The following is a 20,868-nucleotide window of genomic DNA, read 5'->3' as shown; positions in this document are numbered from 1 at the left end:
TTCTGTCTGGCACCTTGCAATGCTAACTGGATCGATGCCGCATCGGACCGAGATGTTCGGATCGGCGACCCGGATGTCTGCGTTGCGCCAGCGTGGAGTATAAATACATCTTGTGTCTATGTTGTATTCCGCTTCCGAAACCGTCTTCCGCGAAGTCAAGGAGCTGATCCTTTCCGGCGAGCTCGCCGGCGGGGAGCTGATCAGTGAGGGTGACATCGCTGCACGGACCAATGTGAGCCGAACGCCGGTGCGTGAGGCGTTTCTGCGTCTCGAGTCGGAAGGTTGGATGCGCCTCTATCCGAAGAAGGGGGCGCTGATCGTCCCGGTCGCGGATGGGGAAGCGGAACACGTAGTCAGTGCCAGACAGCTCGTCGAGACTCAGAGCGTTCGAGTGGTGTCGGTCCGACCGCACGCACGGGAAGCGCTTGTCGCAGCGTTGCGCGCGAATCTGATCGAGCAACGTGAGATTGCTGATCGCGGGGACGTGGCCGCGTTCAGCGCAATCGATGCCGACTTCCACAAGATGATCGTTGCCGCCGGTGGGAACCCTTTGCTCGACTCGTTCTACGCGAGTCTGCGCGACAGGCAACGACGGATGACAGCCCGGTCGATCTCACGCGACCCCGGCCAACTCTCGCGCATCCTTGCCGATCACACCGCGCTTACCGACCTCGTCGACACAGGCGATGCCGACGGATACAACACTGCCGTCCTCACACACATGCGCCAGGTCCACGGCCTCGGCTTCGAAGGAACTCTGTGATGAGCACCCAAACGATCGGCGCTGGGACCGCGGCCGAAACTCGTCTCGAGGGTGAACGCATCTCCGGCGGAAAGTGGCTGTGGCTGACCGTTGCCGCCAGTATGTTCGCCGCTGCCTGGGGCGGAAACGAATTCACCCCACTGCTGGTGATGTACCGACTCGACCACGGCTATTCGCCGGTGATGGTCGATTTCTTCCTCTTCGCCTACGTCGTCGGAATTGTGCCGGCCCTGCTGCTCGGCGGCCCGCTGTCCGATCGATTGGGTCGACGCCCGATCATGCTCCCCTCGCCGATCATCGCGATCGCCGGTTCGACGCTGCTCGCTTTCGGGGCGGACTCCGCCGCTGCTCTCATCCTGGGAAGAATCCTCTGTGGCATCGCCTTGGGGATCGGTATGGCCGTCGGCGGCTCCTGGGTCAAGGAGTTGTCCACGCAACCTTGGGATCCGACGGCGTCGGAAGGCGCAGGTGCTCGGCGAGCAGCGATGAGTCTGACCGCGGGCTTCGCCTTGGGAGCGGGTGCTGCGGGAATCTTGGCGCAGTGGGCGCCCATGCCGAGTGTGTTGGCGTACGTGCTGCACATCGCGATCACCGTCCTCGCCGCCATGGCGCTGTGGCGTGCGCCCGAAACACGACCGGCACAGGCGAAATCCGACCGTCGCAGGTTGATCGACGACCTCAAGATCCCCTCGGCAGGTCACCGCAGATTCCTCTACGTCGTTGTTCCGTTGGCGCCGTGGGTGTTCGGTGCCGCCAGTGTCGCGTATGCAGTTATTCCGGCGCTCATGACCGGGCACAGTGGCGATGCGCCCGTGGCCTTTTCGGCTCTGCTGTGCATGGTCGCGCTGACATGCGGATTCGCGATTCAGTCGTTGGGGCGCAAAATCGACACCGACCGCAGTGCTCGTGGCGCCGTTGTGGCTCTGGTGTTTCTGGTGGTCGGTATGGCCGGTGCTGCTCTGGTTGCGTCGACGCTGACCGTGGCGATCGCGATCGTGGCTGCAGCGATCCTCGGTTGCGGGTACGGCATGGCACTGGTGTCCGGGTTGCTGGAGATCCAGCGAATCGCGGGGCCGGACGATCTGGCAGGATTGACCGCGGTGTTCTACTCGATCACCTACATCGGGTTCGCGGTGCCTGCGTTGCTGGCGATGCTGTCGGAAAGCATTCCGGCACTGAGCTACACGGTGACTCTGCTGTTCGGATCAGCCGCCGCCGCTGCCTGCTTGATTCTGATTCTCTTCAAGTCGCGTTCACACCTGCCGAGCGCGTGAAGCCGGTCCGCCGACCCCTGCGAGAGTCGGCGGACCGGGGCGAAATCACGCGTCTACAGTTGCGGAACCGTTTTCCGAACTGTGGACCGAATTGTGTACCGAACCGGCCGGAACCGATGCGGTCTTGTTCAGGCCGTTGAGCAAACCGGTGATATCGACGCCTGAGCTTTCGAGAGTTTCGATGACACCGGCAATCACCTGGGGACTGATGCCCAGGATCGAGCCGATCGAACCCTGCGCCCCGTCGCTGCCGCCGACGATGGAGATCCGATCGATGTCGCCGACCGGCTTCGCTGCTGCTGCGGTGGCGTCGACCAGTGCTGCCAGAACGTCAGGCAGAGTGAGCAACTGCGCGGCCTGCGGGGTGTAGGAATTGAGCGCCTCGGCGATCTGACGCTTACCGGCAGCCTCGGCTTCGAGCTTGGCGCGCAAACCATCCGCTTCGGCCTGCTGTTCGGCGCGAACGGCGTCGGCCGCTACCTTGCGGCCGTCAGCTTCGGCTTCCAGACGTGCTCGAAGGCCGTCGGCATCAGCCTGCTGCTCGGAGCGAACAGCGTCGGCGACGAGCTTTCGTGCATCGGCCTGAGCCCCGCCGGCCTGCCTTGCTGACTCGGCCTGTGCCTGGGCGCGGAGGATCGCGGCCTGTCGCTCACCCTCTGCGCGTGCGATGGAGGCTTGGCGTTCGGCCTCGGCCGGTGCAATGACATCTGCCTGCAATGCCGCTTCCGATTGCTGGGCGCGACGACGCTCGACCTCGGTGCGAGCTTCGACGCGGGCCGCCTCGGCCTGCTCACGTGCGATGCCGACGGCCTTCTCGGCCGTTGCCTGCGCGAGTGGTCCGGCCTGGTCGGCTTCGGCGTTCTCGGCTTCGGTCTGTGCTCGAAGGCGAGCGAGTTCGACGTCGCGCTTCTGATTTGCACTCGCGATCGCAGTGTCGGCCTCGGCCTGTGCGACGGAGCCTGCCTGTCGCGCCTTTGCCGACTGGATCTGCGAATCACGCTCTGCTTCAGCAGTTCCGATCGCGGCATCACGTTTGACCTCGGCGATGCGGCGCTGACCGAGCGATTCGAGGTAGCCGTTGAAGTCGGAGATTCCCGCGATCTTGATGACATCGACTTCCATGCCGATGCGTGCGAGGTCGCCGCCTGCCTCCTCGACCACGCTGCGTGCGAGCGAATCGCGGTTGGAGTTCAGATCCTCGACCGTCATGGTTGCGGTGATTCCGCGCAGGCTGCCGGCGAGGATTTCGTTGATCTGCTGCTGGAGTTCGTCCAGGTCGGAGGTCAGGAATCGTTGCACCGCTGTCTGAACCGCTTCGTCGGCGGAACCGATTCGTACCAGGCCGACTGCCTCGACGTTGACCGGAACACCGTCGTTGGAGAGCGCATTCTTGAGATTGATGCTGACGTTGAACGGCTCGAGCGACATGATGTCGACGCGTTCGATTCCCGGAATCTTGAACCGGGCTCCGCCGCGGACGACTTTCGGCTTGCCTCGTCCGGTGAAGACCGCCACTTCGTTCGGCGGGACCTTGACGTAGTTCTTCACGTAGATCGCGGGGAGAACGATGAAGATGATTACTGCGACTACAACCGCAATGATGATGATTGGCAGCATGTATCGAGTCCTTAGATCGCGTCGTCAACCGTGACGACGTGAAGGTATTGATCGTCTACATCGGCGATGTAGACGGTGGTGCCGGTGGTGAGCGCCATCGGCTGTGCACTGACGGCCTTGGCCTGCACGCGATTGCCTTCGGCGTCGACGAACGAGACTTCTCCCCAACCTTCGGCTGCAATGGTGAGGGTGACCGTGCCCAACAGCCCGGAGTACGAAGCTCGTCCGATGTGCGAATTATCTTGTTGCTTAATGAGATAGGGGAGAAGTAGGCCGCGCGTGACGACAACGAGAACGGCGGCGAGTGCGAGTGCTGCAATCGCCGCTACCAATGTCGGAGCGTCCGCGAGAGTGGCAGCTACGCCGCCGGCGCCGAAGCCGAAAAGTGCTGTGGCCAAGGTTGTCAGGCTCAGAAATGGCAGCCCGTCTGCGTGGCCGCCGCCCAGATCTGCAACCTCGCCGACGGCAAAGGCTCCGATCAGGGCGACGACCCCGATTACGAAACATATTGTGAATACAACGAACATCGATCCCCCGATCTACCTGTCGAGGAAGCGTGCCCTGAGAATTGTGTTGTCGGGGTCGTCCCTCGGCCCACCTCTATAGTAAAGGTAAGACAAAGCTAATCGGCGCATTCGGAATGTTTCGGCGTGGTGATATCGCGGTGAGAGAGCGTCAGAGACGAGGCAGAGAGCGCTGATTCAGCCATGCATCCCACAGTGGGCGCAATGGAGTGTCGGTGAAACGTGAAGCGAGATCGGTGAATTGCTCGGTACTGACCGTGCTGTGCCGATGCTTCGTGGTCCACTGACGGATCAGTTCGAAGAACTTCTCGTCTCCGAGAACGCCGCGCAGGGCGTGCAGAGTCAATGCGCCCCGCTTGTAGATTCGATCGTCGAACATCAGGGCAGGACCGGGATTGGCGACGATCAAGTCCTGAGATTTACGCCCGAGCCCTTGATAGGCGTTTGTCGCGAGTTGGTTCGAGGACGGACCACCGGAATTCTCGGACCAGATCCACTCCGCGTAACAGGCAAAGCCTTCGTGCAGCCAGATGTCGCACCACTGCCCGAGAGTGAGGCTGTTGCCGAACCATTGATGGGCAAGCTCGTGTGCGACAAGACGTTCGGAACCGCGCCTGCCTGTGCAATGGTTGGCTCCGAAGATCGAGAGTCCCTGCGCTTCGATGGGGATTTCGAGTTCGTCGTCGGTGACCACAGCGGTGTAGTCGGCAAAGGGATACGGGCCGAACAGCTTTCCGAAGACCTCCAGCATCTGGGGTTGGCGCCCGAAGTCGACGTCGAACGCTGCGCGCAGCCGAGGTGGGTGAACGGCGAAGACCGGTACCGGCCCGGCGCTCACTTGTCGGTGCTCGTACTGACCGATCTGAATGGTTGCCAGGTAGGTTGCCATCGGTTCGGTCTGCTCGTAGACCCACGTCGTCTGACTCGCACGGGTCTGCTTGCGGATCAGCTTGCCGTTGGCGAGGGCATAGAACGGGGAATCGGTGGTGATCGAGATTCGGTACGACGCTTTGGAAATCGGATGGTCGTCGCACGGGAACCAGGACGCCGCGCCGTTGGGCTGACTTGCGACCAAAGTTCCTTCGTCGAGTTCCTCCCAGCCGACTTCGCCCCACAGGCTCTTGATCGGCTCGGGGTTGCCGCTGTACGCGATGGTGACCGACAGGGCACCGCCCGCGGGGATCTTGGTAGACGGCGTGAGGATCAGCTTGTTGTTCAAGTGCGCGTACTTGGTGCCGCGGGCACCGTTGACGGACACCTTGGACACCTGCAGGTTCTGTGCGAGGTCGAAGCTGAACTTGGATCGGCTCTCGGTGGTGACAGCGGTGATGACAGCTTTGCCGGCGAGACGGTTGCTGAAGACCTTGTACGTCAGTTCCAGTTCGTACCGGGACACGCGGTACCCGCGGTTGCCGTTGAGCGGCAGGTACGGATCGATCGGCTCCTCGAGCATTCGGTTCGGCTTCACGACGCCACCCACGGTGCAATCGGGTTGCCCTGCCAGCGGGTGGAGGGCGGAACGGTGTCACCTCGCATCACCAGAGATGCAGGCCCTACCGTCGCTCCCGCGCCGATGCCGGCTGCGGGTAGCGCGACACAGTGCGGTCCCAGCGTTGCTCCTGCTCCCAAAGTGACGGTGTCCATGGACATGATCCGATCATGGAAGAGATGAGTTTGCACGACGCACCCCCGTTCCACTGTCGCTCCGTCGCCCAAAGTCACAAGATCTGCCTCGGGTAGCCAGTACGACTCACACCAAACGCCCTTACCGATCTTGGCCCCGAGTCCACGCAAGAAGATGTTCAGTACGGCCGTACCAGTCGCCGCGCGAGCGAACCACGGCGCCGCGACGGTCTCGACGAAGGCGTCGGCTACCTCGTTTCGCCAGACGAACGAACTCCACAGCGGATGCTCGACCTTGGCGATGCGTCCGACGACGATCCACTTGGCGGCGATGGTGATCGCGCCCGCCACTGCTCCGGCGACGAGCAGAATTACGCCGCTCAGCAGAGCCGCGAACCAGAATCCGACTGCGCCGACCAGTGCTTCGAGTGCAAACAGAACACCGAGACCAATGCCGAACGTGACCATGACGGGGATCAGTCGGCAGGTTTCGACCACTCCGCGGGCGATCTTGAGGCGCATGGGCGGATTGAACGTGCGGGCGGCGTCGGTGTCTCCGGCAGCCCTTCTCAGACGTACCGGTGGACTACCCAGCCACGATGATCCGGACTTGGCCTTGGACGGGGTAGCCGACAGAACCGCCACCAGACCGTTCTTGGGGACGCGTCGACCGGGGGCGGTCATACCGGAGTTGCCGAGGAACGCGCGCTTGCCGATCTTCGCCTGTTCGATGTGCATCCAGCCGCCGCCGAGGCCGTAGCTCGCAACCATGGTGTCGTCAGCGAGGAATGCGCCGTCGGCGACCGTCGTGAACTTGGGAAGGAGGAGCACGGTGGAGGCTTCGACGTTCTTGCCGATCTTGGCGCCGAGAAGGCGGAGCCATCCCGGTGTCAGCAGGCTCGCGTAGAGCGGGAAGAGGAAGGTTCTGGCCGAGTCGAGCAGGCGTTCGGTCGCCCACACCTGCCAGCCGATGCGGCTGCGGACAGGGTGGTAACCGGGGGTCAGCCCGATCGAGAGAAGACGAACGGCCACAAGGGTGACGACTGCGAAGACGAGCAAACTCAGGATGGTCGCGACGGGAAGCATGATCAGCGATTGGAGCACTGCACTCGCGAGCGTGTCGGTGTCGCGAATCCACCAACCGATCAATGCGATCCCGGCCATCAGCGCGAAGATCGGCATACCGGCCAGGAAGACCGAGGTGACACCGTATACCGGCACCCAGCCGGGTGCACGCTTCGGATGTTCGGCAGGCCAAGGATGATTCGCTTTCCCGACCTTGGTGGCGGGGGAGCCGGCCCACTGCTGGTTTGCCTTCACTCGGCCGAACACCGCAGATCCGGGTTCGACGACGGCGTCGCGACCGATACGCGCGCCGGGCAGAAGCGTCGAGCGTGAACCGACGGAGGCGCCGTCACCGATCTTGATCTCGCCGATGTGAATGACGTCGCCGTCGATCCAGTGGCCGGAGAGGTCGACTTCGGGTTCGACGGAGCAGCCGTCACCGAGTTCGAGCATGCCGGTGATGGGAGGAAGTGTGTGGAGATCGACGCCGCTGCCGATGTCGGCGCCGAGGGCGCGGGCGTAGTAGAGCATCCACGGTGCGCCCGAAAGGTTGGCTGCGCCACTGGCTTCGGTGAGTCGGAGCGCTATCCACAGACGCAGGTGTTCACTACCACCTCGCGGGTACGTTCCTGGCTCCAACTTGCGTAGGAGCAGGCGCGCCCCGACGACGGCGATGGTCATACGGCCGATCGGCGTGATGAACACGATGAACGCCAACAGGATCCACCACCACGAGACCGTGGGCGCCCAGCTGACGTCGACGAACCAGCCGAGGACGTTGTTCGCGATCGCCAGCCACGTCACCCACTGCAGTCCGGTGAGCGTCGTGAGCGGAACGGTGACGGCGATCTGCGCGAGCTGAGTCTTCAAGGGTGTCGGAGCGACGATGCGCGGCTCCACAGTTTCGGTGGGTGCCAATTCGTCGAGATATTCGGCGAGCGATCCCAACCGTGGGTGGTCGTAGAGCTGTGCGACGGTCACTTCGGGGAACCGCTCGCGCAGGGCGGTTACCAGCTGAGCCGCAGAGAGGGATCCGCCGCCCACTTCGAAGAAGTCGTCGTCGAGTCCGGTGATCTGCGCGCCCAGGATCGAACCCCACAGACCGGCAACCCAGGCGGCGGTGCCGTCGAGGCCCAACGCGGCCCCGGCATCTTCACCGGCGCCGGGCAACGGCCACGGCAGCGCATTGCGGTCGACCTTGCCTGACGTACGCGTCGGAAGTTCGTCCATCAACGCCAGACGCGGCACGAGGGCTGCTGGTAGCTGCTCGCTGAGCAGCGCATGAGCGGCCTTGAGATCGAAGTCGGGATCCGTGCTGGCGATGTATCCGACGAGGAGCTGGTTGCCGGCTGCCGTCTTCTTCACGGCTGCGGCAGCGCCGCTCACACCCGGCAGGTTCTGCAAGGCGTTGTCGACCTCACCGAGTTCGATGCGCCTGCCGCCGAGCTTGACCTGATCGTCCGCGCGGCCCTGGAACATCAGGCCGGTGGTCTCGAGCCGGACCAGGTCGCCGCTTCGGTAGGCGCGATCCCACCCGAGCGAGGGCATCGACGCGTACTTCTCGGCGTCCTTCGCGGGATCGAGGTAACGGGCGAGGCCGACGCCGCCGATCACCAGCTCGCCCACCTCACCGACCGCGACGGGATTGCTCTGGGCGTCGACGACGGCAAGGTCCCAGCCGTCGAGGGGGAGGCCGATGCTGACGGGGCTCTTGCCGTCCATCAGTGCGCCGCAGGCGACGACGGTTGCCTCGGTGGGGCCGTAAGTGTTCCAGACCTCGCGGCCCTCGACGGCCAGGCGCTCTGCCAGTTCGGGTGGGCAGGCTTCGCCGCCGAAGATCAGGAGTCGAACGGCTTCGAGGGCCTCGGCCGGCCACAGAGACGCAAGCGTCGGCACAGTGGAGACGATGCTGACGTCACGCGAGACCAGCCACGGGCCGAGGTCCATGCCGCTGCGAACCAGTGAACGAGGCGCCGGGACGAGGCAGGCGCCGTGACGCCACGCGAGCCACATCTCCTCGCAGGACGCGTCGAATGCCACGGACAGCCCCGCGAGGACGCGGTCACCAGGCCCGATGGGCTCGTCCTGGAGGAACATGCGCGCCTCGGCGTCGACGAACGCCGCGGCATTGAGGTGAGTGACCGCGACGCCCTTGGGGGTGCCCGTGGATCCTGAGGTGAAGATGATCCAGGCGTCGTCCTCGGGTTCGGGTTCGCGAACCGGTGGATGTTCGAGCCGCTTCGGCGCCGTCCCCGGCTGGATTCCGTCGCCGGTGATGATCGCCGCTACCTGCGCCTCGCCGAACACCAACTCGGCGCGCTCTTCCGGATCGTCGGCGTCGACGGGAACGTAGGCGGCGCCCGCCGCGAGGATCGACAGGATCGCGACGTACAGCGAACGCGAACCTGACGGCATCCTGATTCCGACGCGGTCACCTGCGCCGACGCCGGCATCACCGAGCCAGCGCGCACCGAGCTCGATCTCGTCGAGCAACTCCGAGTACGACAGTGTGGTGTCGCCGTCGTCGATGGCAGGTGCTTCCGGGTTGGCCTCGGCTGAGGCCCGCACGATGTCGATGAGCGTGCGCGGCGCAGGTGCATGCGCCGACCGTAGGAATACGGACGGAATCCCGAAAGATTGTTCCGTCTCCGACTGCGACTGGAGTGGCAAACCCGTTGGTCCTGTTCTACTCACGAAACTTAGAGTCCTGCGAACTGTCGAGTTGAAAGTCTCATGACAAGTTTGCGAGTTGGTGAACAGATATGCCTAATGCAACATGCCGAACGTGCCGGTCAGTCCGTACTGGCAGCTTGCGCGTGGCCTTCTGCCGAGTCGGCGAACTCGGGTGTGTCGAACACCTCTCCGCCCAGCGGATCGACGACCTTCGATTCCTCGGAGAAGTCGACGGCGCCGGTATCCGGGTCGATGTTGACCGCATGGGCGGGAACTTCGTGGACCGCGACGAGCATGTGGGCGTCGGAGGGATCCGTCATGATTCCGCTTTGTGACGGGGTCAGCCCGGCGAAGGTCGACGAGATCTTCAGATCGCGGAGCCGCTTTTCGGTGGGTTGCGGAACGTCGGTCGATGCCGAGGCATTTGTAGAAACCCGCAGGTAGCGTGGTGCCGAAGCGACCTCGTATCGGAACGCCTTCAGCATCGACAGACATGCCAGCACCATGATGACCGAGAACGGTACCGCCGTGGCGATGGCAACGGTTTGCAGCGCCGTGAGCGATCCACTGCCACCCACGATGAGGAGAACTGCGGCCGCGGCACCGGAGAGGAACGTCCAGTAGACACGCGTGATCTTGGAGGTCTCCAAGCTGCCACCGGTCGCGAGGATGTCGATGACGATCGAGCCGGAGTCCGCGGACGTGACGAAGAAGAACACGATCACGACGATCGCGAGAACACTCGAAATCGTTCCGAGCGGAAGTCCGTCGAGAAGCGTGAACAACGACGTGTTGGTGTCCACTGCGCCGGATGCGTCGAGCATCGTGCCCTCGTTGCGCTGACGCAGAATGCCGGAGTTACCGAAGATCGTGAACCACAACGAACCGACCAGCGTCGGGGCCAGCAGCACACCGAAGACGAATTCGCGGATGGTGCGGCCGCGTGAGATGCGCGCGATGAACATGCCGACGAACGGTGCCCAGCTCATCCACCAACCCCAGTAGAAGATGGTCCATGCGCCCTGCCAGCCGTCTTCGGCGAACGGGGACGTACGCAGCATCAGTTCGGGCAAGGCCTGGACGTATCCGCCGAGGTTCTGCACCCACGACTGCATGAGGAACAGCGTCGGTCCCAGAATCAGGACGAAGAGTGCCAGCGCGGCAGCGAGCATCATGTTGATGTTGGAGAGCCACTTGAGGCCCTTGGTGACGCCGGAGACGACCGAGAAGGTGGCCATGCCCGTCACGATGACGATGATGGTGATGACCAACCAGTTGTCGGTCTCCACCCAGCCGAGGTAGTCGAGGCCGGCCGAGATCTGCTGGACACCGAAGCCCAGCGACGTCGCGACACCGAACAGCGTGCCGACGATGGCGACGACGTCGATGGCGTGGCCGATCTTTCCTTCGATGCGAGCCCGTCCGAGGAGCGGCTCGAGCAACCAACGGATCGAGAGCGGACGACCCTTGCGGTAGGTCATGTACGCCAGACCAAGGCCGACGACGACGTAGATCGCCCATGCATGAAGGCCCCAGTGGAACAGCGTCAGTTCCATCGCTTGATTGGCTGCGGCGTCCGTGGATCCCGCGATCTGCCCGGCGACGGGAGGGTTCACATAGTGCGAAAGGGGTTCTGCCACTCCGTAGAACACGAGGCCGATGCCCATCCCGGCGCTGAAGAGCATCGCGAACCACGAGAGCATGCCGAACTCGGGTTGCTCGTCGTCGCGCCCCAATCGGATGTTGCCGATGCGGCTGATTCCGCAGTACAGCGCAAAGATCACGAAACCGGTAGCCGAGAGGATGTACCACCAGCCGACGCCGTCGCTGATCACGTTGTTGAGAGTTTCGAAAGCATCCGCAGCGGTTCCCGCATAGATCACGGCAAAGGCGATCAGGGCAAAGATCACTATCGACGCGGGGATGAACACGGGTTTCCGTAGTTCACGCCACGCAGTTTTGACCGCAGTCATTCCACTCCTCGAACGTTCAGGCATTCACAGCGCCCATACGGGCAGCCACGTGTCACGCGTAGGTGGGCGTTGCGCTCACACCATCGCAGGTCAAGACCGGGCTATTGCTTTGAAATTCAACGTAACGTCAAGTTTCGGTCAACTCAACTGGACGAAAGATGCTGCACTGTCGCGAAAGTTCTCACTGGATACCGTAGTTCCGGTTGTAAATCGTTGGGTAATAGTGGCATTGGGCCATGAGTGGAATGCTGAACGGCGAATTCGATTGGTACGGTGAGTTGAATCGGTCGAGTCGACGCTCACCGATTGACCACATTTGTCAAACTCGGCGAAACAGCCTGTCTGTCAGGTGGTTAACTCCTGGTGTGCTTGCCCGATCGTGGCGGTCAGGTGTCGATACCTAACTGTGATTGTGATGGTCGCAACTATCAGTGATGCGGGCCCTGTTCGCCCCGCTGAGCGTCGATCAGATCCATCGCATCCTTCAGACCCAAGCCCGGATGCAGTTCGCGTAGTGCCTTGATTGCCGGAATGCGGTCGTCTGTCGACGCGAGTGCGCTACGGACGTCGTCGGCGGGTATTTCGGTGGGGGCAGTCGTCCCTTCCCACCACACCGACTGAGGTTTGTTCCTGTTTCGCCAGGCTTGGACGGTGCCGTAGGCAAATCCGGCCGTCGCGAAAAGCCAGATTGCCAGGCGAACCCAATTACCGGTTGTCGGTTCCGTGGTCACTGTATGGATGGTGCTCGGACCGATTACGACTACGAGCAGGACGAGGCCAATCGTCTGCCACCATCGCTCGACGCGCCTGCTCGGATTCCACCACTCGGCCATCGATCGATACTCGCACAGTGCTGCGGTTTCGATGCGACGATGGAGATCATGGAGATTCGTGATGCGGTGGAGCGATTTCGAGGGGAATCAGGGACCTCGACGATCTTCGGAGAACCGCACCAGACCAGCGACGGATCGACGATCATCACGGTTTCGCGTCTACACCGGCGGTGGCGCCGCGACCCGATACCGGTGCCAGTGGGAGTGTTCTCGATCCACGAGGGTGAGCCGTCGTGGTCACCGGCCGTCGATCACACCAGGGCGGCTTTGATGGGGGAGTTCATCGGGTTGGCGGCCGCAGTGATCGCAACTCTGGCCGTTCTACGTCGTCCGCCCTGGCCTGATGTGACGATTCAGAAGGGGTGACCCAGAATTACGCCGATCAGTTGGAACGGCATCGCGAGGAACATCGATCCGACGTAGAGCGGATAGCGAATCGGATCGCCGGCGAGGTAACCCTCGGCGAGCCAGGCCATGACGTCTGCTGATCCCATAGTCGTTACTTCCCTTCGCTGTTGTGGTTCACCGACATTTTCGGTCGTGGGAGTTGTTTTGTTACAGGCGAACTCGAAGGAGGAGTACATGTGAAGGCAGTTTCGACGCAGCAAACGTCGTCAAGCGAGATCCCCCGGGGCGGTGTCCTCTAACAGCTAAGTCTCGATACTTAGCACTGTGCCGTAGTGAAATCTGTGCGTTCTGCACATGTCGGGACAATTCGGTGAGCCCTACAGTCGCTGCATGACAACGACACCTTCTCCTCTCTCAGGCAAGACCGTCGTACTGATCGGCGGCGGAACAGGCATCGGGCTGCGAGTGGCGCAGCTTGCCGTCGACGCCGGTGCGCAGGTAGTTCTCGGCGGCCGAACCGCATCCAAGCTCGAAGCAGCGGCCGCGCAGCTGGGTGAGGCGGCGCACTGGTTCACCGTCGACACCTCCGACGACGACTCGGTGAAAGCGTTCTTCACCAACATCCCCAGCGTCGATGCGCTCTTCACCACGGCTGCCGATTACCAGGTCGGCTCGTTCCGTGAACAGAGCGTCGAGGAAGCGGCGTCGCCGTTCACCTCCAAGTTCTGGGGGCAGTACCGCGTCGTGCACGCTGCGCTCGACAAGCTGACACCCACCGCATCGGTGGTCCTCATGTCCGGCGCTGCCAGTGTGCGGCCACCCGCAGCTGCCGCGGCATACGTTGCAGCCAACGCGGCAATCGAGGGGCTCGGGCGGGGGCTGGCGGTCGAACTGTCGCCGATCCGCGTCAACACTGTCGCTCCCGGAACCATCGACGGGCATCTGTGGGCTCAGCGCCCGGCGGAGGTTCGGGAGGCCGCGTTCACCTGGAGTGCCGAGAACAACGTGCTCGGCCGCGTCGGGAACGAAGACGAGATTGCACAAGCGGTGTTCTATCTCTTCACCAACACGTACACAACGGGTTCCACGCTGTACCCCGACGGCGGGTACGCGTTGCGTTAGACCCGTGCGATTTGGCGACTGTGTGAAATGACGACTGTGCGAAATGCATTGTCGTAACACGAAGAAACGCCAATTCGCCCATAGGCGTGACCCTGGCCACATTCGTACCGTCTTCTCCGAGAACACTTCCCAACTATTCGAGGAGTCCGTCATGAAAAACACGTCAACGACCGCCGCCGGCGGTGAAGTGTCCGACGGTGACGACTACGCGCTCACCCGCGTTCCCGACGAAGCACGATATTCGTGGTTCTCGGTGGCAGTACAGCGATTCGGTCAGGTATCGGCACTCGCACAGTTCTTGCTCGGTGCGACGCTCGGCTACGGAATGACGTTCTGGAATGCCTTCTGGGCATTGACAGTCGGGGCGGTGATTCTCGAGGTCGTCTGTATTTTCATCGGCATCATCGGGGTTCGTGAAGGGCTCAACACATCGGTGGTCGCACGCTGGTGTGGATTCGGGCACGCAGGTTCCGCGGTGATCGGTTTGGTGATCGGGGTCAGCCTGATCGGTTGGTTCGGCATTCAATCTGCTGTCTCTGCATCAGGTTTGCACGGAATCATGCCGTTTCTGCCGTTGTGGGCGTGGGCTTTGGCCTTCGGTCTCCTGATCACCGCGATAGTCCTTCGCGGGTTCGGATCCATGCAACTGATCGCCAACATCACCGTTCCGCTGTTCCTGATCCTGGTCGGTTGGGCCGTCATCGCCGAACTGCGTAATCACTCGCTGTCAGATCTGATGACATCTGCGCCGGCCGGGCCGGAGCTCAGCTTCCTCGCCGGAACTACCATCGTCGCAGGCGGTTTCATTGCCGGAGCAGTGATCACACCTGACATGACGCGCTTCAACCGCACGGCAGGCGATGTCGTGAAGCAGACGCTCGTCGGAATAACGTTGGGCGAATACGTGATCGGGCTGACCGGTGTTCTTCTTGCCCATGCCGTTCGCAGTTCCGACATCGCCACGATCATTCTCTCGTCGGTCGGTTGGGTCGGCGTTCTGATCATCGTTCTCGGCACCTTCAAGATCAACGACTGGAACCTGTACAGCTCGGGGCTCGGCGTCGTGAACTTCATCGACGTCGTGTTCGGTCGACGGATCAATCGCGCAGTTGTCACAGCAGTTGTCGGCATCACCGGTTCGGTCCTCGCGGCTGCCGGAATCCTGAACTCGTTCACCGACTTCCTGATCCTGTTGGGCGTCGGATTCCCGCCGATCGCCGGGATCATGGTGGCGGAATACTTCATCGTCAAGACATGGCGCAAGGATCTGGAGGAGAGTCGAGCTGCGGGTACCCTCCCGAACTCGGCACCCACTTGGGTACCGGCCACGCTGGTGATCTGGATCGTCTCGGCGCTGATCGGTCATTACAGCACCTTCGGCCTGCCGTCGATCAACGCGGTGGCCTCGGCCTTCGTTCTCTACGTCGTCGCGGGTCGACTCGGCCTGATTCGCGGAGTCGGACGCACCGCAACCGAAGCGCCGCAAGAGACTTCGGGGAAATCTGCGCTCACGCACTAGCACGGCACACACTGTAGAAGGGAGTTCGCGATGCGAATCGGAATCGACGTCGGTGGTACGAACACCGACGCGGTCCTGATGGACGGGACCACCGTCATCGGGCATGTCAAACACTCGACCAGCAAGGACATCACCGGCGGAATCGGCGGAGCTCTGACGGCGCTGCAGCAGCAGTACTCGTTCTCTCCCAGCGCTGTTCAAGCAGTGATGATCGGCACGACGCACTTTCTCAACGCTCTCATCGAGCAACGCGGACTTGCACCGACAGCGGCTCTGCGATTGGGGCTTCCGGCGACCGCGGCGCTTCCGCCGATGGTGGGGTGGCCGCGAGACCTGGTCTCCGCTGTGCAAGGAAGGCGCTACCTCGCTCACGGTGGGCACGAGTTCGACGGTCGTCGTATTTCGTCGCTGGACCCCGACGAGATTCGCCGCCATGCCGCCGATATGGCTCGCAGCGGTACTCGTTCGGTCGCAATATCTTCGGTGTTCTCTCCGGTCAATCTCGAATGCGAAGCGGCCGCCGCGGAGATCGTGCGTGAGGAACTCGGCCCGGACGTCGCAATTTCGCTCTCGCACGAGATCGGTCGAGTGGGTCTACTTCAGCGGGAGAACGCGACCATCATCAATGCTGCGCTGCGCGAGCTCGCCGATCACATCGTCGACGGTCTTGCCCGATCTTTGGTCGAGCACGGCATTGTCGCGCCGCTGTACCTGAGCCAGAACGACGGAACCTTGATGGACATCGAGTACGCGAGGCGTTATCCGGTGGCGACTTTCGCTTCGGGGCCGACCAACTCCATGCGAGGCGCCGCTGTGCTGTCCGGTCTGGCCAGCTGTGCGGTGATCGACATCGGAGGTACCACTACCGACGTGGGCGTATTGACCAACGGTTTCCCGCGAGAAGCCACCACGGAGGTGACGGTCGCCGGGGTACGGACCAATTTCCGTATGCCGGACGTCTTCTCGATCGGTATCGGTGGTGGTTCGCTGGTGGATGCAGACGGACTCACAGTCGGACCCGAATCTGTGGGATACGAATTGGGTTCACGGGCACTCGTATTCGGCGGTGACACGTTGACGGCCACCGACATAGCCGTCGCGGCAGGCTTGGCCGACGTCGGAGATCGCAGTGCGGTGGCGCACCTCGACCGCGGCCTGGTGTCGACGGCACTCGACCGGATCTCGCGCCGGGTCGCCGACGCCGTGGAACAGATGCGGACCACGTCGGATCCACTTCCCGTTGTGGCGGTTGGCGGGGGATCGGTTTTACTGGAGCACGAACTTCCCGGCCTGGGAACGGTGATTCGTCCTGAGCGCTTCGACGTTGCCAATGCGATCGGCGCTGCGATCGCGCAGGTCAGTGGTGAGGTAGATCGAGTCGAAGCGGTACGGGACGGGCGCAGGCAGATTCTTGCCGACGACGCTCGCCAGGAGGCGATCGATCGGGCAGTCGCAGCAGGCGCACGGCCCGAGTCGGTGCAGATCGTGGAGTTCGACGAGGTCCCGATTCCGTATCTGCCGGGCAACGCAACACGTATTCGAGTGAAGGCAGTCGGTGACTTGGCACTGCACAGTGGTCTGGTCTCCACCGGTCAGGAAGGCTCACGATGAGTTGGACACTACGAACGGCAGACCTCGACGACCTCGCCAGGGGCGCAGCCTTGTTGGGGACCGGCGGCGGGGGAGATCCGTTCGTCGGCAAGATGTTGGTCACGCAGGCGCTCGGGGAAGCCGGTGAAATCACGATTCTGGATCCGGAGGAGCTCGACGACGACGCGTGGGTGATCCCCGTCGCGCAGATGGGTGCACCGACCGTCGTGGTCGAGAAGATGCCGCGCGGAACCGAACCCGAGCTGGCGCTGATCACGTTGGAGAAGCACACGGGTCGAACTGCAGATGCCACGATGCCGATGGAGTGCGGCGGAATCAATTCGATGATTCCGTTGCTGGTGGCCGCGCGGCGCGGCCTGCCGGTTGTCGACGCCGACGGGATGGGACGAGCCTTTCCTCAGCTCGAGATGGAAACCTTCTCGGTGTACGGGATTTCGGCGAGTCCGCTCGCCATGGCGAACGAGCACGACGAGGTGGCGATCTTCGACACCGGAAGTGACAACAGCAGATTGGAGGGCCTCGCCCGCGGGGTGACGTCGAGGTTCGGTGGGATGGCGCACATCGCGCAGTACTCGATGACGGGTGCAGATGTGAAGCGGACGGCGATCCCACGGACTCTGTCGTTGGCCATGACCATCGGCCGGTCCATCAGACTTTCACGTGAGCAGCGGGTGGACCCGGTGCAGGCGCTTGTCGACAGTCTCGCCGACACGCTCTACGGATACGGGCGAGTTCTCTTTCACGGCAAGGTGATCGATGTCGACAGGCGAACCGATGAGGGGTTCGCTCGCGGTTCGGTGCGGATCGCCGGCGTCGGAGACGAAGAGCTGGAAGTTCAGTTCCAGAACGAAAATCTGATCGCCGTCCAATCCGGAGTGATGGTGGCGATCGTGCCAGACCTGATCTGCATCGTCGAGGCCGATACCGCCGAACCCATCACCACCGAGGGCTTGCGGTACGGGCAGCGCGTTGCGGTCATCGGGATCGCGACCCCACCCATCATGAGAACCCCGGAGGCACTGGCGGTCTTCGGCCCGGCTAGCTTCGGGCTCGATCGCCCGTTCCTGCCGGTGGAGACACTCGAGCAACCTGTACTGGCAGAATAGCGAGCCGTGAGCAGGCTGCACGCGGTCCGGGAGGCCGACCTCGACGCGATCGCAGCGGGGGCGGTGGTCCTGGGCTGCGGCGGGGGCGGCGATCCACGCTTGTTCGTGGAATTGCTGCGTCCACTGATGACGTCTACTTCGGTGGAGGTCATCGCGCCGGACCAGTTGCCGGAGGAGGCATTGGTGATGCCGGTGGGAATCGTCGGATCGGCCCTGGCCTTGGAGGAGCAATTGCCCTCCGGGCGTGAGTTTGCAGATACTGCAGCAGCTTTGACGCGCTGGACCGGGAAGCGTCCGACCGCGGTGATGACTTTCGAAGGCGGTGGACTCAACGCTCTCTCCGGCATTGCGGCGGCGTTGGCGTTGGGAATTCCCGTGGTCGACGCGGACCTGCTGGGTCGAGCGATGCCGCGGCTCGATCACTTCTCTCTCGCCGCAGCCGGGTTGGAATTGTGCCCGGTCACACTCGCCCAGCCCGGCGGCCTCATTACCGTCGTCGACGGAGTGGATGTGCTCGGCGCCGAGGTAGCAGTGCGGTCGTTGATCGGGAGAACCAGCGGTTGGGGCGCTCTGGCGATCGCGTCGATCGATGCGCGGACGGTGCAGGAGGCGTGCATTCCGGGAACTCTCTCCCGAGCATACGAACTGGGTCAGCACATCGGGGCCCTGGGCAGTTGGCAGGAGATCGCGGAGAGCTCCGGGGCCCTGGTAATGGGGACTGGCCGGGTGCGTGCGGTCCGTCGTAGTCGTCCGGACACCGGCGATCGTCGGGGCAGCGTGATTCTCGAACACGATTCTGCGGTGATACGAGTCGAATTCGAGAGTGAGTTCCTGACCGTCGCGTTGGACGGCGAGATGATTGCAACGTGCCCGGACATCGTGACGTTGCTCGACGTGCGGACCGGCGCCTTCGTCTCGTGTGAATCCGTGCACCAGGGGCACGATGTGGCCGTGTTGGTTCTTCCCGGTCCACAGTGGTGGGCGGAAGAAGTGGGCAGATTGAAAGTTGTCGGCCCGCGGGCATTCGGGATCGACCACGACGCAGTGCTGATGGAGGCGCGATGAGCGCGAGTGTTTCGGCGTTGCTGAACAACCCGGCCTTTGTCGGGCTGTATCGACTTGCCGGGGAGGGTGATCCCGTCGTGACGACAGTGGGAGCACTCACCGGGGAATCGGCACAGTCGGCCGAGGCCGTGTCGGGTGCGGCGAGTTCAGGATCAGTTCTGGTGATTCTCGATCGAATCGACATCGGGGAGTGGAGATTCGACGCTCTCCTTCGGCGCACAGCGGCGACCGGCTGCCAGGTGGTCGCTGTGCACAGCGCTGCGGCGGAGGATGCGAATCTCTCGTTGCTTGCCGATCGGCTCGGACTGGTGGTGCTCGGAGTATCCGACCCGTGGCAGTTCAGCGTGGATCTTCGTGATCTTCTCTCGAATTCGCGGGCGGTGATGGCCGACGCAGTACTGCGGGCGACACACGCGGGCCAACGAGCCGGAGGAAGCGTCGAGAATTTTCTGTCGGTGCTACTGAACACTTTTCAGCGTTCATTCTTTCTCCTGGACTCGTCCGGACGTCCGATGACCGGCGCCGACCTGTTGTCAGACGCTGATCGAGCAGCTGCCGGTATGTTGTCGGGTCGCGGGGCGCCCACCACGGTCGAATTGGACTCCGGCGGGGTCCTGATTGCGTGCCCGGTGATGTCCGGCGCAGCCCGAGAGCCCTGGCTGGCGGTGCTGCTCCCGGTGCGTCAAAGCGTCGAAGAGGCTTCTCTCTCAGTGGTTCTCGACGTGGCCTCGTTGGCTGCCGGGCACCGACTGGCCGTTGCGCGCATGGTCGACGAGCGTGAAGCGCGCCGGCGTAGCGCGTTGCTCGGTGAACTGATCGACACGTCAGCAGACGCCACACCCGGACTGCTCCGGCGCGCACTCGACGCGGGTTGGATGCTGGACGGATGGCACATCGGCATCAAAGTCCTGGCGGTCGGTGAGGTCGACCTGGTGGCAAGACGCAGCGAGGTTGCAGATGCTCTCGCCGCCGAGGGAATCGACGCCAATGTCGTGGAACAGGCTGACGGCTGGGCGGCGTGGACGACTCTGCCAGGTGAGCCGCGACCGGAGGCGATCACCAGGATCGCCGAGTGCATCCGTGCAGCTCAGGCCAGGTTGGAACCCACGATGGAGACCTGGGTAGGTGTGGGACGCGCACACGACGGTCCGGCTGGAATCGGTTCGTCCCTGTCGGAGGCCGGGGATGCCGCTCGGCTCGCCGGTTCCCGATCTCAAACAGGTCGATTCCTGCACGTGGACCGCCTCGGGCTGGCGCAGTTGCTGCTGGCGTGGACGCGAACCGACACCTTCCAGCCTGCGGCTGCGGCATTGCTCGCACCGCTACGCGATTCCAATGGAGAGTTGCTCGAGACTCTGTCGACGTACCTCGACGAAGAATCGTCTCTGGCTCACACCGCAACCCGAATGGGCTTGCACCGCAACACGGTATCGAGTCGGATCGATAGAATTCAGCGCCTTCTCTCGGTCGATCTGGCCGATCCGGAAACCAGGCTTGCGCTCCACCTCGCCTGCCGGACGATCGCGCCGTGACGACGGTCTTCGCAGCTTCGTCTTGACAAGCGCGGGAGGTTCCTGCCATCCTCGTTGCCAGGTCACGAGTACCAGTGTTCAGCCCCGGCTTGCTGGTCGGCAACCCTCCTCCGCGGTGGGGTGCTCCGGGTGACGACCCGGCTGCGTTCGAAAACGAATGCGGCAAGCGCGGACTCTTCCGGGGCCATCTCCCGACGAACGAGTCCTTGAACGTGAGGAT

At 63.0% G+C, this 20,868-nt stretch carries 16 protein-coding genes and 1 riboswitch; of the genes, 9 read left to right on the top strand and 7 right to left on the bottom strand.

Going from position 1 to position 20,868, the window contains the following annotated elements; translation table 11 throughout:
- Positions 1-118 precede the first annotated feature (118 nt).
- Together G4D79_RS02465 and G4D79_RS02460 are read left to right on the top strand one after the other, a co-directional pair.
- Positions 119-763: a GntR family transcriptional regulator gene (locus G4D79_RS02465; protein ID WP_007727164.1), complete on the top strand. Its 645-nt coding sequence runs from the start codon at positions 119-121 to the stop codon at positions 761-763.
- Positions 763-2,037: an MFS transporter gene (locus G4D79_RS02460; RefSeq protein ID WP_070161580.1), complete on the top strand. Its 1,275-nt coding sequence runs from the start codon at positions 763-765 to the stop codon at positions 2,035-2,037. The genes G4D79_RS02465 and G4D79_RS02460 overlap by 1 nt, the downstream gene beginning before the upstream one ends.
- Before the next feature lie 45 nt (positions 2,038-2,082).
- Here the strand turns inward: G4D79_RS02460 and G4D79_RS02455 are convergent, their stop codons facing one another.
- The 6 genes from G4D79_RS02455 to G4D79_RS02430 all read right to left on the bottom strand — a co-directional run bounded on the left by G4D79_RS02455 (position 2,083) and on the right by G4D79_RS02430 (position 12,243).
- Positions 2,083-3,654: a flotillin family protein gene (locus tag G4D79_RS02455; RefSeq protein WP_003941083.1), complete on the bottom strand. Its 1,572-nt coding sequence runs from the start codon at positions 3,652-3,654 to the stop codon at positions 2,083-2,085.
- A gap of 11 nt (positions 3,655-3,665) precedes the next feature.
- Entirely contained in the window at positions 3,666-4,181 is a 516-nt protein-coding gene (locus G4D79_RS02450; protein WP_064443044.1) for a DUF1449 family protein, read from the bottom strand.
- Between the two features lie 148 nt (positions 4,182-4,329).
- Positions 4,330-5,631 (bottom strand): M1 family metallopeptidase, encoded by a 1,302-nt coding sequence (locus tag G4D79_RS02445; protein ID WP_050655931.1) that lies wholly within the window; start codon positions 5,629-5,631, stop codon positions 4,330-4,332.
- Positions 5,632-5,642: 11 nt separating this feature from the next.
- The gene (locus tag G4D79_RS02440; RefSeq protein ID WP_099697788.1) at positions 5,643-9,536 is read right to left on the bottom strand and encodes a Pls/PosA family non-ribosomal peptide synthetase; all 3,894 of its coding nucleotides are present in this window, start codon (positions 9,534-9,536) and stop codon (positions 5,643-5,645) included.
- A gap of 122 nt (positions 9,537-9,658) precedes the next feature.
- Entirely contained in the window at positions 9,659-11,512 is a 1,854-nt protein-coding gene (locus G4D79_RS02435; RefSeq protein WP_050655916.1) for a BCCT family transporter, read from the bottom strand.
- Between the two features lie 428 nt (positions 11,513-11,940).
- Positions 11,941-12,243 carry a ribosomal protein L7/L12 gene (locus tag G4D79_RS02430; protein ID WP_232329970.1) on the bottom strand — a complete coding sequence of 101 codons (303 nt, stop codon included), beginning with the start codon at positions 12,241-12,243 and terminating at the stop codon, positions 11,941-11,943.
- Positions 12,244-12,246: 3 nt separating this feature from the next.
- Here G4D79_RS02430 and G4D79_RS02425 point away from each other — a divergent pair, with 3 nt between their 5' ends.
- The gene (locus G4D79_RS02425) at positions 12,247-12,711 is read left to right on the top strand and encodes a hypothetical protein (RefSeq protein ID WP_372455471.1); all 465 of its coding nucleotides are present in this window, start codon (positions 12,247-12,249) and stop codon (positions 12,709-12,711) included.
- On the opposite strand, the gene G4D79_RS02420 is transcribed toward G4D79_RS02425, so the two are convergent.
- A complete protein-coding gene (locus G4D79_RS02420; RefSeq protein WP_003941170.1) occupies positions 12,699-12,839 on the bottom strand; it encodes a hypothetical protein in 141 nt (46 codons plus the stop codon). The genes G4D79_RS02425 and G4D79_RS02420 overlap by 13 nt on opposite strands.
- A 244-nt stretch (positions 12,840-13,083) precedes the next feature.
- Between G4D79_RS02420 and G4D79_RS02415 the strand changes: the two genes are divergently transcribed.
- The 6 genes from G4D79_RS02415 to G4D79_RS02390 all read left to right on the top strand — a co-directional run bounded on the left by G4D79_RS02415 (position 13,084) and on the right by G4D79_RS02390 (position 20,648).
- Complete coding sequence (locus G4D79_RS02415; protein ID WP_042922757.1) at positions 13,084-13,815, top strand: SDR family oxidoreductase; 732 nt, start codon at positions 13,084-13,086, stop codon at positions 13,813-13,815.
- 151 nt (positions 13,816-13,966) lie between these two features.
- Positions 13,967-15,334, top strand: a complete 1,368-nt coding sequence (locus G4D79_RS02410) for a cytosine permease (RefSeq protein WP_099697787.1) — start codon at positions 13,967-13,969, stop codon at positions 15,332-15,334.
- A gap of 30 nt (positions 15,335-15,364) precedes the next feature.
- Complete coding sequence (locus tag G4D79_RS02405; RefSeq protein ID WP_099697786.1) at positions 15,365-16,945, top strand: hydantoinase/oxoprolinase N-terminal domain-containing protein; 1,581 nt, start codon at positions 15,365-15,367, stop codon at positions 16,943-16,945.
- Complete coding sequence (locus G4D79_RS02400; protein ID WP_050655919.1) at positions 16,942-18,051, top strand: DUF917 domain-containing protein; 1,110 nt, start codon at positions 16,942-16,944, stop codon at positions 18,049-18,051. The genes G4D79_RS02405 and G4D79_RS02400 overlap by 4 nt, the downstream gene beginning before the upstream one ends.
- 6 nt (positions 18,052-18,057) lie before the next feature.
- Positions 18,058-19,116, top strand: coding sequence for a DUF917 domain-containing protein (locus G4D79_RS02395; RefSeq protein ID WP_058227984.1), 1,059 nt, complete (start codon positions 18,058-18,060; stop codon positions 19,114-19,116).
- Positions 19,113-20,648 (top strand): CdaR family transcriptional regulator, encoded by a 1,536-nt coding sequence (locus G4D79_RS02390; RefSeq protein ID WP_099697785.1) that lies wholly within the window; start codon positions 19,113-19,115, stop codon positions 20,646-20,648. The genes G4D79_RS02395 and G4D79_RS02390 overlap by 4 nt, the downstream gene beginning before the upstream one ends.
- Positions 20,649-20,708: 60 nt before the next feature.
- Positions 20,709-20,823, top strand: a riboswitch (SAM riboswitch).
- The last annotated feature ends 45 nt before the right edge of the window (positions 20,824-20,868 follow it).

The organism is Rhodococcus sp. WY5 (assembly GCF_018588185.1).
Lineage (GTDB): Bacteria > Actinomycetota > Actinomycetes > Mycobacteriales > Mycobacteriaceae > Rhodococcus_F > Rhodococcus_F qingshengii.
Note: the sequence above shows the minus strand (reverse complement) of the source record. Positions and strands in the feature narration are given on the sequence as shown.